Origin of the sequence: Geoglobus acetivorans, from assembly GCF_039641995.1 — an archaeon.
GTDB lineage: Archaea > Halobacteriota > Archaeoglobi > Archaeoglobales > Archaeoglobaceae > Geoglobus > Geoglobus acetivorans.
Window position 1 is genome coordinate 1,036,458 of sequence record NZ_CP087714.1, and the last position, 14,534, is coordinate 1,050,991.

Here is a 14,534-nt window from a genome sequence, read left to right on the forward strand (position 1 = left end):
TCAATATGTTAACCCGCCGTTGCGGCTGGAGTCAGCAGTCGCTACGCGATGAAAGGCCGTCGGCAAGCCGTCAATTACACCCTTCTTTCAGAGGTCTGTGGGGATGTCTAGAAACTCAACCTCAACGCCCAGTTTGTCGCCAGCAATGTTCATCAATGCTTTCACTCCAGGGGTTTCGCTGTTGTAGTGTCCGAGGTATATGATGTTCATGGCACAATCCTTTGCAGTGTGATATGCGGAATGCTCGATTTCTCCCGTGATCAGTAAATCCACACCTTCTTTTTTCGCCTCCTCAATGTATCCTGCACCCCTTCCAGAAACCACTGCTATTTTTTCCACGTAATCGTCGCCGAACTTCATGTATCCTACCTCGCCAAACCTGTCTTCGAGGATTTCAAGTATCTCTTCAAATTCGGAATTTGCATAACCTGCGTAACCTATTTTCGTGCCCTTGTAATCTCCAAATCTGTCCTCAGGTTCGACGCCGATGTATCTGAGTATCATTGCATTGTTTCCGATTTCCGGATGGGCATCGAGTGGTATGTGTGCTGCGTAAAGAGAAAGTTCGTTTTCCAGCAGAAACTTCAACCTCTCTTTCAGCAGTCCGGTAATCCTGTCAACCCCATTCCATATTATGCCGTGGTGCACAACGAGCATCTCTGCCTCACATTCGAGGGCATAGGTAAAGCTCTGCATTGAAGCATCAACAGCAAACGCAATTTTTTCGACATCATGGCTACCCTCAACCTGCAATCCGTTCGTGCTTGTGTCGGTAAAGCCATGAACATTCAGATACTCATCGAGAAACCCTTCGATAAGTTTGAGATCCATAGGTAGAGACTGCCAGCAATTTAAAAACATTATCGAAAGATTTTTTTGCATCTATCACGATAAAAAAACGGGGTGATAATGTGAGAAAGGCTATTTTTATACTAACTGCAATTATGTTCGCTCTCGTTACAAATGTTGGGGCGGTCTCGGTTGAATACACGGTTAATCCTTCGACCCCTCACCCTGGCGATGTCTTCACCCTTGGCGTTTCTATATCTTCTCAGGGATTGGCGTTGAGAGATTTGAAGATAACTTTCATGGAACAGGAGGAGAATCTGGCAATTCTCAAGGATGGAAAGGAGGTATCAATGCTTACCAGAGATGTTGGAGATGTTTACGGGGACGCAAAAACTACGATAAATCTAATCGCCCACTCTGGAGGAGTTTACAGCCTCAGGGTCAAGGTTGCCTACGATTACGGAACAAAAAACTTTGAAGAGGTGTTATCAATTCGAGTTCTCGAGAAGCCTTTGTTCAAGATATCCCAGTACAAGATTCCCGAACTGTTTCCGGGGACCCAGTCGAACGCATCATTCAGTGTATTGAACAGTGGGGGAAAAGCTAGGAACCTCGTCGCTGAGCTTGTAACGCCGGAGGGCATAATTTCTTCCGGAAAAATTGAGAAGGATGTGGTCGATAAGGGTGATACCTTCAATCTGACGTTCAATCTGAGCGCGATCCAGTCTCTGAAGCCCGACATTTATCCGGTAACTCTTTCTTTGAGGTTTGAAGACAACTTTGGAAACTCATACTCTGAAAACTACTCGTTTTCGGTCAGGGTTGAAGCAAACCCGGCAATAATTATCTCTGATATATCAACGAGCCCGGAGAGCATATATCCTGGAGATAGCTTTACTCTTTCCGTGACAATCCAGAATTCTGGAAAGGGAAAAGCAGAAAATGTTAGAGCTGTGCTGACATATCCGGATGGCTTCTCAGGTGAGGCCGAAGGATTTGCAGGAAACATCGAATCCGGGACTGCAAAAACAGTACACTTCAGGATTAAAGCCAGCAAAGACGTTGAAAGCGGAACATATCCGTTCAAACTTTCGGTGTATTCTGATAGCTTAAGCGAAGTGAAGGAATTCGAATTCAGGGTTTTTGTTAATGACTTTGGAGATATAGACCTTGAAATTTCTGGAATTTACTTCTCTGACAGACCTCTTGCAGGTTCGGAGTTCACACTTTCCTTCCAGCTCGAAAACGTCGGACAGCAAACCGCAAAAGCCGTCAGCATAGAACTGGAACTCCCTTACGGGTTCGAAGGGCGAAATCAGTATTTCACCGGGACCATTGAAGGTGGAGACTCAGCAACTGCATCATTTGACCTTAAGGCTCCTGAAGAATCCGGAGACTACATTGTCAAGACAAAAATATCGTACCTGGACTCCAAATATGAACGGCACGAAGTTGAAAGAACGTTCACTCTGCATGTTTACTCCACAGAAAGCAAGAGCGCCCTGTATGCAGGAGTTCTGGCCGTCATTTTTGTCATTGCTGCCATACTCCTCTGGAGGAGACGCAAAAAATGAGTCTGATCTCTCTTGAGGATGTCTGGAAAACCTACAGGATGGACAGGGTGGAGGTTCACGCTTTGAGAGGGGCCACCCTCGAGGTGGGAGAAGGCGAGTTTGTCGTAATTCTCGGACCTTCAGGTTCGGGGAAAACGACCCTGCTGAACATAATTGGCGGGATAGATTTGCCCACGAAGGGGAAGGTGTATTTCAGGGGCAGGGATATTTCGAAACTTGATGACAGGGAACTCACTCTCCACAGAAGGAAAAACGTGGGATTTGTTTTCCAGTTTTTTAACCTCCTCCCAACCCTGACAGCGAGAGAAAATGTTATGATTGCTCAGGAGCTTGTCGATAATCCCAGAGACGTCGATGAGGTTCTGGAATTTGTGGGGCTTGGGGATAGAGCAAATCATTTCCCCTCCGAGCTCAGCGGTGGTGAGCAGCAGAGGGTTGCAATTGCAAGGGCACTTGTAAAAAATCCGCCACTCATTCTGGCAGACGAGCCCACCGGAAGTCTTGATCTCGAAACAGGAAAGCGGGTTTTGAGAGTTATGAGAGACATAAACAGGGAAAGCAGGATAACCTTCATCCTTGTTACGCACAATTCAGTCATAGGGGAAATGGCAGACAAAATCGTGAGGCTGAGAGATGGAAAGGTTGCTGACATAAAAATAAACGAATCCCCGCTTGAACCGGAGGAGCTTGAATGGTAGCAATCCTGCATCTAAAGGTATTGAGGGATATAAAGGCTCAGAAATATCAGTTTCTGGCAATTATTTTTCTGATTGTGGCAGGAGTTGGGCTTTTCTCTGCATTTTACATGGCATATCTGAATTTGAGCACCACTTACCATCATTTTTATAACGAAATGGATTTTGAGGACCTTTCAGCCACGTTCCTTCCAGTCAGTCAGGAAAAGCTTGAGAAAGTCAAGAGAATAGATGGGATAAAGGATTTTGTCGTAAGGACGACTCTGTATGGCATTTACGAAAGAGAAAACAGAGAAATCACTTTGAGATTTGTTACAATGCCTGATGAAATGGCAGTTAACAGACTGTACCTTGTTGAGGGCAGGTTTCCGGATAAGGGAGAAAACGCAATTCTGCTGCTGAAGAACTTTGCAGACTTCCACGGGATAAAGCCCGGTGAAGTCATTGAGGCGACCGTGGAGGGAAAGAAGGTAAAATTTACGGTTTCAGGAATAGTCTATTCCCCCGAATTTCTCTGGATATTTGAGTCCGGGAGCTGGATTACAACTCCTGAGAACTTTGGTGTTGTTTTTGTCAACCACAAAACACTTGAAAAAGCGCTTGGGAGGGAATTGCCACCAACGGAAATTCACATAACTGTGGTTGATAAAAGCAGAGTGGAAGAGGTCATAAACAGGGTTTCGGATGTGATTGGCAGGGATAATCTGATAACAATTTACAAAAGAGAAGACCAGCCAAGCTATCGGGCGCTGAAAATGGATCTCGATGGATTCAGGGAGATGGCAATAATGTTTCCCGCTCTTTTTTATCTAATCTCTGCCATGATGATCTACATACTGATGTCTCGTCTTGTCAGGGAACAGAGAAGGGTTATAGCAGTTTTGAGAGCCACTGGATACACTAAGACGGAGATACTTATTCACTATTCCCTTCATTCTGTAATCTCTGGTATTGTGGGAACTGCTGGGGGGATTGTACTCGGCTTTGTGCTTTCTTCCGTAATAACTGATGTTTACGTGAGTTACCTCAACATTCCGTATTCTATAGTGGGAGTGTATCCCGATGTCATCCTGTTCTCTTTTGTTATGGGTGTGGGTGTCCCAGCATTTGCAGGCATATTAACTGCATTGAGTGCGGCTAAGGTCAAACCAGCTTCAGCACTGAGGGGTATAGAGGTTAAATCTGAAGGCATCAGGGCTGAAAAACTCTTTGCAGTTTTTTCGAGAGCATCACTTCTCACAAAGTTTGCAGTCAGAAATATGTTCAGAAATCCCCGGAGAACTGTTTACTCAATTTTTGCAGTAATGTCGAGCGTTGTTCTGCTCCTTGTATCCCTTTCGTTTGTTGACGCGACCAATTATGTTCTTGACACACAGTTTAATGAAATCACAACCTACAACGTAAAGGTGAAAACGGGCAGCGAGGAGATTTACAGCAGGATAAAGAAAATGGGAGAGGTTGAGGAAGCCATAAAATTCATTGAAGTGGGAGTTGTTATAGAGAAGGATGGTAAAAGGAAAGCAACTGTTCTTTACGCTCTGCCTGCTGACCAGAATCTCATCAATATATTTGATATGGAGGGGCGGCGGAGGCTGCCTCCATCAGATGGTGTTGTTTTGCCAGAAATAATTGCCAAGGAGCTGGAAATCTCTCCGGGTGAGGAAATTTACCTGACTTCCTCCGAGTTTGGGAAAATAAAGGTTAAGGTATCCGAAATCTATGATCAGCCAATGATTCCTGCAATGTATTCGGATATCGACTATTTTTCGAGAATTTCGGGACAGAAATTCAATACAGTTGCAGTAAAATTCAGAGACGGCATGGTGAATGAGGGGAAAACACGGATCTCAGAAATTGAGGGAGTCAGGATAGATTCGGTGGATGAGCTGAAAGATTACATTGATCAGGTTATGGGTCTAATGTATGCTTTTACGGGTTTTGCACTTATCTTTGGGGGATCTATCGGTTTTTCGGCAATCTTCAACACCGTAACGATAAGTGTTATGGAAAGAAGGGTCGAAATAGCAACCCTCAAGATGCTGGGCTTCACGGATGGGGAGATATTCAAAACTCTGGTACTGGAGGTCATTTTGATGGGATTTGCAGGGATAGTTCTCGGCATTCCTGCTGGCTATTACGTGGCTGGAAAATTCTTCGAGTCATTTGAAAGCGAGCTGTATTTGATTCCGATGAGAATCTCTCTTGGAAGTTATGCGATCTCCATGGTCTTTGTTCTGATGGTCATATTGCTGTCGATGGTTCCAGCTTTCAGGTATATTAGGAAAATGGATATTCAGAAAATTGCAAGCGAGTTTGTTGGTTGAAATAAATCAAAATTAAAAAAGCTCAGGTTCTGTAAGCTTCACCAAAGTCGAAATCCAGCTCCTGGCTTATCAGGTCTCCCACTTCACCAAGCAGACTTACCAGTCTGTTGTAGGAGTCCATAAAGTTCCTGACACTCTCAAGCTCGTTCAGCTTACCCTGAATTTCGGTCAGGGAGTTCAGCAAAGCCTCATCTACTTCTCCCATAAGCTGTTTTGAGAGGAACTCCTGCTGCTTTTCCTGAAATTCTATCAGAAGATTCTGAGCAACTTCATCCTGCTTTAAAACCTCTTCTGTGGCAATAAATTCCCTATACTCCTCGCTCTCGGATATGGATTTCGCAAGGGCTATTGCCCTATCTCTAATTACGTCATTCATTTATTTCACCTTCCTTTCTTCCCCGCTTGCCTTACAAACTATTTTAATGTTTCGCTGTTGTCCCGGCATGAGGTTGTTGCTGGATACATTCTCCGATATATTTATTAAGCCATTTAGAAAAGCTCGCTTAATCACGCTAATGGAGGGTTAAAAATGAAATCAGCTTACGCGTACATAAGGGATGCATGGAAAAGACCCTGGGATGGCTATGTTGGCCAGCTGATGTGGGAGAGACTGCAGAAGTGGAGAAGGGAGCCAGCCATAGTCAGGGTCGAGAGACCCACAAGACTTGACAGAGCAAGGGCCCTTGGATACAAGGCCAAGAAGGGAGTTATAGTGGTGAGAGTCAGGATAAGGAGGGGTGGAAGGAGAATAAGCAGACCTAACAAGGGCAGGAAGACAAAGAATCTCATGGTAAGCAGACTGACGCCGAAGAAAAATCTTCAGTGGATTGCTGAGGAAAGAGCAGCAAGAAAGTATCCGAACATGGAAGTGCTCAACTCCTACTGGGTTGGAGAGGACGGCAGATACAAGTGGTTTGAGGTAATTCTCGTTGACAGAGCACATCCTGCCATTCTGAGTGATCCGCAGCTTTCTGGAGTGGCGAATCAGAAGGGCAGAGTTTTCAGGGGGCTCACATCTGCAGGTAGAAAATCAAGAGGTCTGAGGAAGAAAGGCAGGGGAGCTGAGAAGGTCAGACCAAGCTACAGAGCCAATTTCAGGAGAAAAGATTGATTCCCCATCTATTTTTATGAAAATAGACAATATAGTTCTTTCAGCGATTGTTTATTCTACAGAGGACCCAGATAAGGTTTCTCAGGCCTTATCTAATCTCATTCCCTTTGAGTTCGAAATCCTTGTGAGCAAGGCAACCGGACACTTTGGAAACCCTCTTGAGTTTCTTGAGGTGGAGCTAAAAAGAAAAAGGGAGATAAAGGAATTCTGGAACAATCTTGTCGATCGTCTTGGAGACCAGAGAGAAGTTCTTGTGGAGTTCATTGAAGATGTTGTCGATGAGGAAGGCGTATTTCACATAAGGCTTAACAAACAATCTGCGTATCTTGGAAATGTTGAGCTTGATTTTGGTGGAGACTCAATACTTGTGAGAGCGAAACTCGTTACCTTCCCGGCCAGAAGGGAAAAAATTATTGACTTCGCAAGGAAGATAATCTCTGAAGGTTATGATTGACTTCATAAGGTTTGATTATAGGGGGACTGTGGATTTTGGGTTCAAAACATATGTCGTTTTTGGAGAAGAGACTGAAAGCAATTATCAGGGTTGCATGATTTATGCATCGTCCACAAAAGAGCTGAGAGAGATGCTGAGGGGCGTGGATGGGCTAATAGGTGTAATGAGTGAAAGGGTTGAGGTTAACAGATATGCGGTGATGCGAAAGAAGGTGGATGTTCTGCTGGATTTCCCAGGCAGAAAGCTTGATTATCCAACTTTCAAGCTTGCAAGAGAGAAAGACGTCCTAATTGAGGTCTCTCTTTCAACACTCATGTGTTTTGAAGGATGGCGGAGAGTGAATTATCTGGATGAGCTGAGGACGATGTTCAGGGTTATAAACAAGTTCGACACACCCTTTATACTTACAAGCGGTGCAGAGAATATTTACGGCATGCGGAAAAAGTCTCAGATTTATCACGTATTTGATTTTCTCGGGGCAGATGTTGAAAGGGCAAAATTCTGGGCGGAGAGGCTGTACAGAAGGCTGTATGACGACAGTTACATTATGGATGGAGTTGAAATCCTATGAAAGCGTTACCTCCTTCCCTCAGGAAGAGAAAAAGATATATTGCTTTCAGATTTATTGGAACTGGAGATATAGAAAAATCTGAAGTTTCAGATGTATTGAAAAATACTACGATCCAGCTGTTTGGGGAATTGAATGCCCCAAAACTCCGTTTGATTGAGTTTGACGGTGAGGCTGGAATGGTAATGTGCGAGCATAGTGAAGTGGATAAAATAAAAATAACACTAACGCTGATTGAAGAAATAAATGGTAAAAAAGTAATCCCGCTGATACTCGGTGTCGCAGGAACAATTAAAAGCTGTAAAAGAAAATATCTGGAGGTGTTAAGAAATGCAGATTCCGCAAATGGGGTATGACCGGGCGATAACGATTTTCAGCCCAGATGGTAGATTATATCAGGTTGAATATGCAAGAGAGGCTGTAAAAAGAGGGGCAACCGCAATCGGAATTAAAACCAAGGAGGGAGTTGTCGTTCTGGCAGATCGGAGAGTAGGAAGCAGGTTGCTCGAGGCAGATACAATTGAGAAAATTTACAGGATAGATTCTCACATCTGTGCCGCAACTTCTGGACTGGTTGCAGATGCGAGAGTCCTTATAGCAAGAGCGAGGCTCGAAGCTCAGATTAACAAGCTCACCTACGATGAACCTATTGGTGTGAAAGAGCTAGCGAGAAAAATCTGCGATTTCAAGCAGCAGTACACCCAGTACGGTGGAGTCAGGCCTTTTGGTGTTTCTCTTCTGATAGCCGGTGTTGACGATGAACCCAAGCTTTTTGAGACTGACCCGAGCGGAGCTTTGCTGGAGTATAAGGCTACTGCAATCGGTTCTGGAAGGAATGAGGTTATGGAGTATTTTGAGAAGGAATACCGTGAGGACATGTCTCTGGATGATGCAATTCTCCTCGGCTTAGTGGCGATGGGCAAGGCCATAAACAGCGAGCTTGACGTTGAGGGAATCGAGGTGGGAACAGTAAGGGTCGACGATAAGGAATTCAAACTTCTGACGTATGAGGAACTCGGTAGCTACATCGAAAAGGCGAACCAGATAATCAGCGAGGAGCTCGGCAAGTAAAGGGAGGCTCCGTCATGGTATCCTTAGAGAAGGCAGTGATTGCAAGGCTTCGAAAGGGCGGTGAAAACTTCGAAGTTCTTGTGGACCCATACCTTGCGAGAGATCTGAAAGAAGGCAAGGAAGTAAACTTTGATGAACTTGTGGCGGCTGAGGAGGTATTTCATGATGCAAAGAAGGGGACAAGGGCTTCAGTCGAAGATTTGCAAAAGGTCTTTGGCACATCCGATATAACTGAAATCATAAGGACGATAATTCTTGAGGGAGATGTTCAGATAACTGCAGAACAGAGAAAGGAGATGCTTGAACAGAAAAAAAGGCAGGTTATCGAGTACATCCGCAGGAATGCAATCGATCCGAGAACGAACGCCCCTCATACGTATTCGAGGATAGAGGCTGCTCTTGAGGAAGCAAGGGTAAATATAGACATTTTTAAACCTGCTGAGGCGCAGGCGAGGGAAATAGTTAAGGCTCTAAAGCCAATTCTACCTCTGAAATTTGAGGAAGTTGATGTAGCGATAAAGATTCCTCCTGAATATACGGGCAAGGCCATATCAGCTCTCTATAACTTTGGAACCGTTCTCAGAGAGGAGTGGCAAAAAGATGGGAGCTGGATATGTGTGATGAGAATTCCTGCAGGAATGCAGGCCGATTTAATGGATCTGCTTGGCAGGGTTGCAAAGGGGGAGGCGCTGACAAAAATACTGAGCCGGAGGTGAAATGATGACAAGGCCCATAGTGTTGCCCGGAGAACTACTCGCATCAAATCCAAAGGTTGCGGGAGCCGGCACGTATGTTGATAAAGGAAAGGTTTATGCAAAATTTCTGGGATTGCTCGATAAATCGGAAACATCTGTAAGGGTAATCCCTCTGAAAGGCAGGTACATCCCATCTGTGGGGGATGTTGTTATTGGTATTGTTAGGGAGGTCACATCCAACGGATGGGCGGTGGATATAAATTCGCCTTACCAGGGGTTTTTACCCGCTGCGGAAAACCCCGAGATGAGACCAAACAGGAAACCTAACGATATCCTTGAGATAGGAGACATAATAATTGCCAAGGTCACCAATATTGATCCGAAAATGAAGGTCACACTCACAATGAAGGACAGAATGTGCAGGGCGGTCAGGTTTGGGAGGATAGTTCCAATAAACCCTGCAAGAGTGCCGAGAGTGATCGGAAAAGGAGGTAGCATGATCAAACTCTTCAAAACCGAACTTGGAGTTCAGATCATCGTTGGCAAGAATGGACTCATCTGGATAAGTGGTGACAGGAGGAAGGTAAATATTGTGGAGGAGGCAATATATATTATCGAGTCTGAGGCCCATACTGAGGGGCTTACAGATAGGATTACGGAGTTTGTTAAGAGGAGGAAAGGTGAATTAAATGGTCAGTGAGGATTTAAACAGGCTTAGTGGAGATATTCAGCTGATTGTTGATGGGAAGAGACTGGATGGCAGGGGTTTTGACGAACTCAGGCCAATAAACATCAAGGTCGGCGTTCTGAAAAGAGCCGACGGTTCGTGCTACCTTGAAATGGGTAAGAACAAGGTTGTTGCCGCAGTTTACGGACCGAGAGAGGTCCATCCGAGACATCTTGCCGATCCTGTCAAGGCTGTTGTGAGATACCGGTACAGCATGGCTCCGTTCAGTGTGGAGGAAAGAAAGAGACCCGGTCCTGACAGAAGGAGCATAGAGATATCAAAGGTGAGCAGGGAGGCCATAGAGGCGGTTGTAATGAAGGAGCTTTTCCCGAGAAGTGGGATAGATGTCTTTGTTGAGGTTCTTCAGGCGGATGCTGGAACAAGGACCGCATGCCTTAATGCAGCCAGCGTGGCTCTGGTTGATGCTGGCGTGCCAATGAGGGGGCTGATTTCGAGTGTTGCGGTTGCGAAGGTTGATGACATTCTCGTTTTAGACCCCATGAAAGAGGAAGACAATTACGGTCAGGCAGATATTCCCTTCGCTTTCTTCATCAGAAATGATAAAATTGAGTCCATTGCACTCCTGCAGATGGATGGCAGGGTGAGCAGAGACGAATTCAAGCAGGCCCTTGAAATGGCAAAGAAGGGGGCAATGGAGATTTATCAAATGCAGAAAGAGGCGATAAAGGCGAAGTACATGATTGAGAGTGAAGAGGTGAACAGCGATGAGTGAAGACATTTTGCTTGATATAAAACGGGATTACATCCTGAGCAAGCTTCGGGATGGAGAGAGGATTGATGGCAGGGCTTTTGATGAATACAGAGACATCGAGATTGAAACCGGACTCGTGGAGAAAGCCGAAGGATCAGCATTAGTCAAAATCGGAAACACTCAGGTTATTGTTGGCGTGAAAATGCAGCCTGGTGAACCCTTCCCCGACACACCCGATAAGGGCATCATAATCACGAATGCAGAACTTGTCCCCCTTGCATCACCCACGTTTGAGCCGGGACCTCCGGACGAGCATTCCATTGAGCTTGCGAGGGTTGTTGACAGAGGTATCAGGGAGAGCGAGGCAGTGGATCTGTCAAAGCTTGTGATCGAGGAAGGGGAGAAGGTGTGGATGGTCTTTATAGATGTCTGGGCTCTCGACGACGATGGCAATCTGATGGATGCCTCGGCTCTTGGAGCCATTGCAGCTCTACTTAATACAACGGTTCCTGCTGAGAGGTTTGAGGCTGGAGATGACTTCCCTCTTCCGGTCAGAGATTTGCCTGTAGCTGTAACAACCCAGATCATTGGTGATTATGCAGTGGTTGATCCGTGCAAGGATGAGGAAAATGCGTCGAAAAACTTTATAACCGTAACCACCGACAGCGAGGATAACATTGTGGCCATGCAGAAAAGCGGAAGCCATCTGCTTGATGAGGACAGGCTAATCGAAATTGTTGATACAAGCATAAGAAAAGCCAAGGAGAATAGAAAACTGCTCAAAGAGGTGTGAGGAATGGCGAGAACAAAAAAAGTTAAAATGGCTGGGAGGTACGGGCCAAGGTATGGCCTCAGAGTTAGAAGAACGCTCATTGAGATTGAAACTGCTCAGAGGAAGAAATACGTGTGCAAGAAGTGTGGAAAGAAGGCAGTGAAGAGAGTTGGTACTGCTATATGGGAGTGCAGAAGCTGCGGATACAAATTTGCGGGTGGAGCATACATACCGACATCACCTTCAATGAAACTTGTTGAACAGGCTCTGAGCAAGGGTAGAAGCCTATGAGCGTTTTTATTTGTGTTTTCTGCGGGTCCGAAGTGGATATCGATCTGGAAAGAAATCACATCCAGTGCACGAAATGTGGCAGCAGGGTTGTAATGAAACCCAAGCCACCTGCATTGAAAAAGCGAGTAAAGGCAATATAAAAACATAAAACAGAAACCATTTTCTAATCCATTTTCAAAAATAATTTTATGGATACGAAAATGTGTCCGTTCTGTGGAGGGGAAATGCTGAAAGGTAAAACGAATCTCTATGGTCATGCAAGATATTTCTGGGTGAAACCCTGGGCAGGGTTTTTTTCCATGTCAGTAAATGCTCATCCATGGCTGTGTATCAGATGCGGTGCAGTTCTGCCCTATGTCGAGGAACAGGAGCTTGAAAAAATAAGAAGGGAATACGAACGTCAGAGGATTGGGTAGGACTATCAGAGAAATCTCGGCACAAGTCCCTGCAACATCATGAGGTCGAGGATTGCTAATGCTGTCATCGCCTCTGCAACAACCACCGCTCTTGGCACTATGCAGGGATCGTGCCTCCCTTTCACGGATATTTCCTCGTTTTCCAATGTTTTGAGATTCACTGTCTTTTGAATTTTTGAAATGCTTGGAGTTGGTTTTACTGCTAGCCGTATGATCAGGTCCTGACCGGTTGTTATTCCACCGAGAACGCCACCAGCATTGTTCGTGTAGAATCCGACTTGCCCTTTTTCCACATACATCTCATCGTTGGATTCACTTCCCCTCATTCTTGCTGATTCAAAGCCGGCTCCAAACTCAACACCCTTGACTGCGGGAATGCTCATCAGTGCGTATGCAAGGTACGCATCGGCCTTCATGAACACAGGCTCTCCGAGTCCTGCGGGGACTCCTCTGACAACGATTTCGACAATCCCGCCGACACTTTCTCCTTCTCTCATTGCTTCCCGGATCCTCTCTAAAGCAAACTCCTCCTTTTCAGCATCCGGGAATCTTATTTCACTTTTCTCGGCTTTTTCAAAAATTTCCTCTATTTCACCGTCAACCTCTGCTTTCACTCCAGCAATTTCTCCGGAGTAGCCATATATCCTAATTCCGAATTTTTCGAGAACCTTTTTTGCTATCGCCCCTCCGGCAACTCTTGCGGCAGTCTCTCTCCCTGATGCCCTGCCCCCTCCTCTCCAGTCTCTTGTGCCAAACTTTGCAAAGTATGTATAGTCTGCATGACCAGGTCTTGCAAGGTCTTTAATTCCCTCATATGCTCTGGAATCTGCGTCTTTATTTTCTATGATGATTGCGATCGGGGTTCCGAGAGTTTTGTCTTCAAACACCCCCGAAATTATTTTTGCCTCGTCTTTCTCCTTTCTTGGCGATGCGAATCTGCCCCCTGGCCTTCTTCTCCTCAGTTCCCGGTTTATGTCCTCTTCACCGAGACTCAACCCTGCAGGACATCCATCTACAACACAACCCACAGCATAACCGTGGCTTTCACCAAATGTCGTAACCCTGAACACTCTACCAAACGTGTTTCCAGTCATACTGTCTCAACTCCTGCACCGAGTTTTTTCAAATCCTCGAAGTAATCTGGATATGATATGCTCACACATTCAGCATTTCTCACAGTAACCTGGCCTACAAGACCGAGCAAAGAAAATGCCATTGCAATTCTATGATCCCCATGGCTGTCTACAGTGCCTTTCCTCACACTACCACCCCTGATTACCATCCCGTCTTTCGTCTCTCTCGCTTCGACACCAAGTCTCTTCAGGTTCTCCACTACTGTCTTTATTCTGTCTGTTTCCTTTATCCTGAGATGCTCTGCGTTGTAAATTATCGTCGTTCCTCTCGCCACAGCACCGAGAACCGCAACAGTCGGTACAATATCGGGCGTATCTCCTGCATCAAATTCGATTGCTTCAAGCTCAGAGTTCTCGGCAGTGATTTTATTGCCCCTCTTTTTGATTGTACCGCCCATTTCCGTTGCAACGTCCAAGAACCTTTTGTCTCCCTGTTTTGAGTCGATTGCGTTTTCAATAACTACCTTTCCGGCCAGAAGCCCTGCTGAGATCAGATAGCTCATCGAAGAGTAATCCGGGGGAATTTTGAACTCTTTAAGCCTGAATTCGGATGGATATATGTAAAATGTGCTACCTTCTGCTTCTATTCTTATGTTACTCCGCTCCAGAACGTCCAGTGTTATATCGATGTATGGCCGAGATTTGATTTTGCCCACCTTCAGAGTGGATTCTTCTTCGAGGAGTGGAAGAGCAAACAGAAGTGATGTTACAAACTGCGAACTCTTCCCGGAAATTTCCAGATAGCCGGGATTGATTTTCCCTCTGACCCTTAATGGGGCACTGTAATCATAATTTCCGTAGAATTTTGCCCCGAGCTTTTTCAGCACTGAAACAAGCTCCCTGTTTGGTCTTTTTCTCAGAGACTCGTCTCCGTCGACAACCGAGCTATGCGGGGTTGTTGAGAGCAGAGACAGTAAAATTCTCAGAGTTGTGCCTGAATTCATTGTGTTGTAGTACCCTGGCTTAATGGTTTCTGTACCGAGAAAGTAGATGTTTCTGTTTTTTTTAACAAAGTCTGCCCCCATTTTTTTGCAGGATATCAGTGTTGCAATTGTGTCCCCTGATATGAGTGGATTACAGACCACAGATTTTGGTGAAAGCGATGATGATATGAAGGCACGATGCGTGTAGCTTTTTGATGGAGGGGCAGTAATTTCTCCATCTATCTCACTTTTCGATATTCTTATGTCCATCACAACTCT

Annotated in this window: 19 protein-coding genes; 15 read left to right on the forward strand and 4 right to left on the reverse strand. The window is 45.3% G+C overall.

Features of this window, described 5'->3' with window-relative positions; translation table 11 throughout:
* Window positions 1–87 precede the first annotated feature (87 nt).
* The gene (locus LPQ35_RS06140) at window positions 88–831 is read right to left on the reverse strand and encodes a Nif3-like dinuclear metal center hexameric protein (RefSeq protein WP_193807782.1); all 744 of its coding nucleotides are present in this window, start codon (window positions 829–831) and stop codon (window positions 88–90) included.
* An 80-nt stretch (window positions 832–911) separates the two neighbouring features.
* Between LPQ35_RS06140 and LPQ35_RS06145 the strand changes: the two genes are divergently transcribed.
* Genes LPQ35_RS06145 through LPQ35_RS06155 form a run of 3 tightly spaced genes read left to right on the forward strand, consistent with a single transcriptional unit; the run spans window position 912 to window position 5,382 of the window.
* On the forward strand, window positions 912–2,363 hold the full coding sequence (locus LPQ35_RS06145) for an NEW3 domain-containing protein (RefSeq protein ID WP_193807783.1): 1,452 nt from the start codon (window positions 912–914) through the stop codon (window positions 2,361–2,363).
* Window positions 2,360–3,061, forward strand: a complete 702-nt coding sequence (locus tag LPQ35_RS06150) for an ATP-binding cassette domain-containing protein (RefSeq protein WP_193807784.1) — start codon at window positions 2,360–2,362, stop codon at window positions 3,059–3,061. Before LPQ35_RS06145 ends, LPQ35_RS06150 begins: the two co-directional genes overlap by 4 nt.
* Entirely contained in the window at window positions 3,055–5,382 is a 2,328-nt protein-coding gene (locus tag LPQ35_RS06155; protein WP_193807785.1) for an FtsX-like permease family protein, read from the forward strand. The genes LPQ35_RS06150 and LPQ35_RS06155 overlap by 7 nt, the downstream gene beginning before the upstream one ends.
* 22 nt (window positions 5,383–5,404) lie before the next feature.
* Here LPQ35_RS06155 and LPQ35_RS06160 read toward each other — a convergent pair whose 3' ends face one another.
* Window positions 5,405–5,758, reverse strand: a complete 354-nt coding sequence (locus LPQ35_RS06160; protein ID WP_048090153.1) for a YlbF family regulator — start codon at window positions 5,756–5,758, stop codon at window positions 5,405–5,407.
* A gap of 153 nt (window positions 5,759–5,911) precedes the next feature.
* On the opposite strand from LPQ35_RS06160, the gene LPQ35_RS06165 reads away from it, so the two are divergent.
* From LPQ35_RS06165 to LPQ35_RS06220, 12 genes are read left to right on the forward strand one after another with little or no spacing between them, the layout of a single operon-like run.
* Window positions 5,912–6,493: a 50S ribosomal protein L15e gene (locus LPQ35_RS06165; protein WP_193807786.1), complete on the forward strand. Its 582-nt coding sequence runs from the start codon at window positions 5,912–5,914 to the stop codon at window positions 6,491–6,493.
* A gap of 16 nt (window positions 6,494–6,509) precedes the next feature.
* Window positions 6,510–6,947: an RNA-binding domain-containing protein gene (locus LPQ35_RS06170; protein WP_193807787.1), complete on the forward strand. Its 438-nt coding sequence runs from the start codon at window positions 6,510–6,512 to the stop codon at window positions 6,945–6,947.
* A complete protein-coding gene (locus LPQ35_RS06175; RefSeq protein ID WP_193807788.1) occupies window positions 6,940–7,518 on the forward strand; it encodes an RNase P subunit p30 family protein in 579 nt (192 codons plus the stop codon). The genes LPQ35_RS06170 and LPQ35_RS06175 overlap by 8 nt, the downstream gene beginning before the upstream one ends.
* Window positions 7,515–7,871 carry an Rpp14/Pop5 family protein gene (locus LPQ35_RS06180; RefSeq protein WP_193807789.1) on the forward strand — a complete coding sequence of 119 codons (357 nt, stop codon included), beginning with the start codon at window positions 7,515–7,517 and terminating at the stop codon, window positions 7,869–7,871. Before LPQ35_RS06175 ends, LPQ35_RS06180 begins: the two co-directional genes overlap by 4 nt.
* Complete coding sequence (gene psmA, locus LPQ35_RS06185; RefSeq protein ID WP_193807790.1) at window positions 7,846–8,586, forward strand: archaeal proteasome endopeptidase complex subunit alpha; 741 nt, start codon at window positions 7,846–7,848, stop codon at window positions 8,584–8,586. The genes LPQ35_RS06180 and psmA overlap by 26 nt, the downstream gene beginning before the upstream one ends.
* Window positions 8,587–8,600: 14 nt before the next feature.
* Complete coding sequence (locus LPQ35_RS06190; protein ID WP_193807791.1) at window positions 8,601–9,302, forward strand: ribosome assembly factor SBDS; 702 nt, start codon at window positions 8,601–8,603, stop codon at window positions 9,300–9,302.
* Window positions 9,303–9,306: 4 nt separating this feature from the next.
* Window positions 9,307–9,981 (forward strand): exosome complex RNA-binding protein Rrp4, encoded by a 675-nt coding sequence (gene rrp4 / locus LPQ35_RS06195; RefSeq protein WP_193807792.1) that lies wholly within the window; start codon window positions 9,307–9,309, stop codon window positions 9,979–9,981.
* On the forward strand, window positions 9,971–10,741 hold the full coding sequence (gene rrp41 / locus LPQ35_RS06200) for an exosome complex exonuclease Rrp41 (protein ID WP_193807793.1): 771 nt from the start codon (window positions 9,971–9,973) through the stop codon (window positions 10,739–10,741). The genes rrp4 and rrp41 overlap by 11 nt, the downstream gene beginning before the upstream one ends.
* Window positions 10,734–11,513 carry an exosome complex protein Rrp42 gene (rrp42, locus tag LPQ35_RS06205; RefSeq protein WP_193807794.1) on the forward strand — a complete coding sequence of 260 codons (780 nt, stop codon included), beginning with the start codon at window positions 10,734–10,736 and terminating at the stop codon, window positions 11,511–11,513. Before rrp41 ends, rrp42 begins: the two co-directional genes overlap by 8 nt.
* Before the next feature lie 3 nt (window positions 11,514–11,516).
* The gene (gene rpl37A, locus LPQ35_RS06210) at window positions 11,517–11,783 is read left to right on the forward strand and encodes a 50S ribosomal protein L37Ae (protein ID WP_048090168.1); all 267 of its coding nucleotides are present in this window, start codon (window positions 11,517–11,519) and stop codon (window positions 11,781–11,783) included.
* Complete coding sequence (locus LPQ35_RS06215) at window positions 11,780–11,923, forward strand: DNA-directed RNA polymerase subunit P (protein ID WP_193807795.1); 144 nt, start codon at window positions 11,780–11,782, stop codon at window positions 11,921–11,923. The genes rpl37A and LPQ35_RS06215 overlap by 4 nt, the downstream gene beginning before the upstream one ends.
* A 48-nt stretch (window positions 11,924–11,971) precedes the next feature.
* The gene (locus LPQ35_RS06220; protein WP_193807796.1) at window positions 11,972–12,199 is read left to right on the forward strand and encodes a hypothetical protein; all 228 of its coding nucleotides are present in this window, start codon (window positions 11,972–11,974) and stop codon (window positions 12,197–12,199) included.
* A 5-nt stretch (window positions 12,200–12,204) separates the two neighbouring features.
* On the opposite strand, the gene aroC is transcribed toward LPQ35_RS06220, so the two are convergent.
* Together aroC and aroA are read right to left on the reverse strand one after the other, a co-directional pair.
* Window positions 12,205–13,293 carry a chorismate synthase gene (gene aroC, locus LPQ35_RS06225; protein ID WP_193807797.1) on the reverse strand — a complete coding sequence of 363 codons (1,089 nt, stop codon included), beginning with the start codon at window positions 13,291–13,293 and terminating at the stop codon, window positions 12,205–12,207.
* Window positions 13,290–14,525, reverse strand: coding sequence for a 3-phosphoshikimate 1-carboxyvinyltransferase (gene aroA / locus LPQ35_RS06230; RefSeq protein WP_193807798.1), 1,236 nt, complete (start codon window positions 14,523–14,525; stop codon window positions 13,290–13,292). Before aroA ends, aroC begins: the two co-directional genes overlap by 4 nt.
* Window positions 14,526–14,534 lie beyond the last annotated feature (9 nt).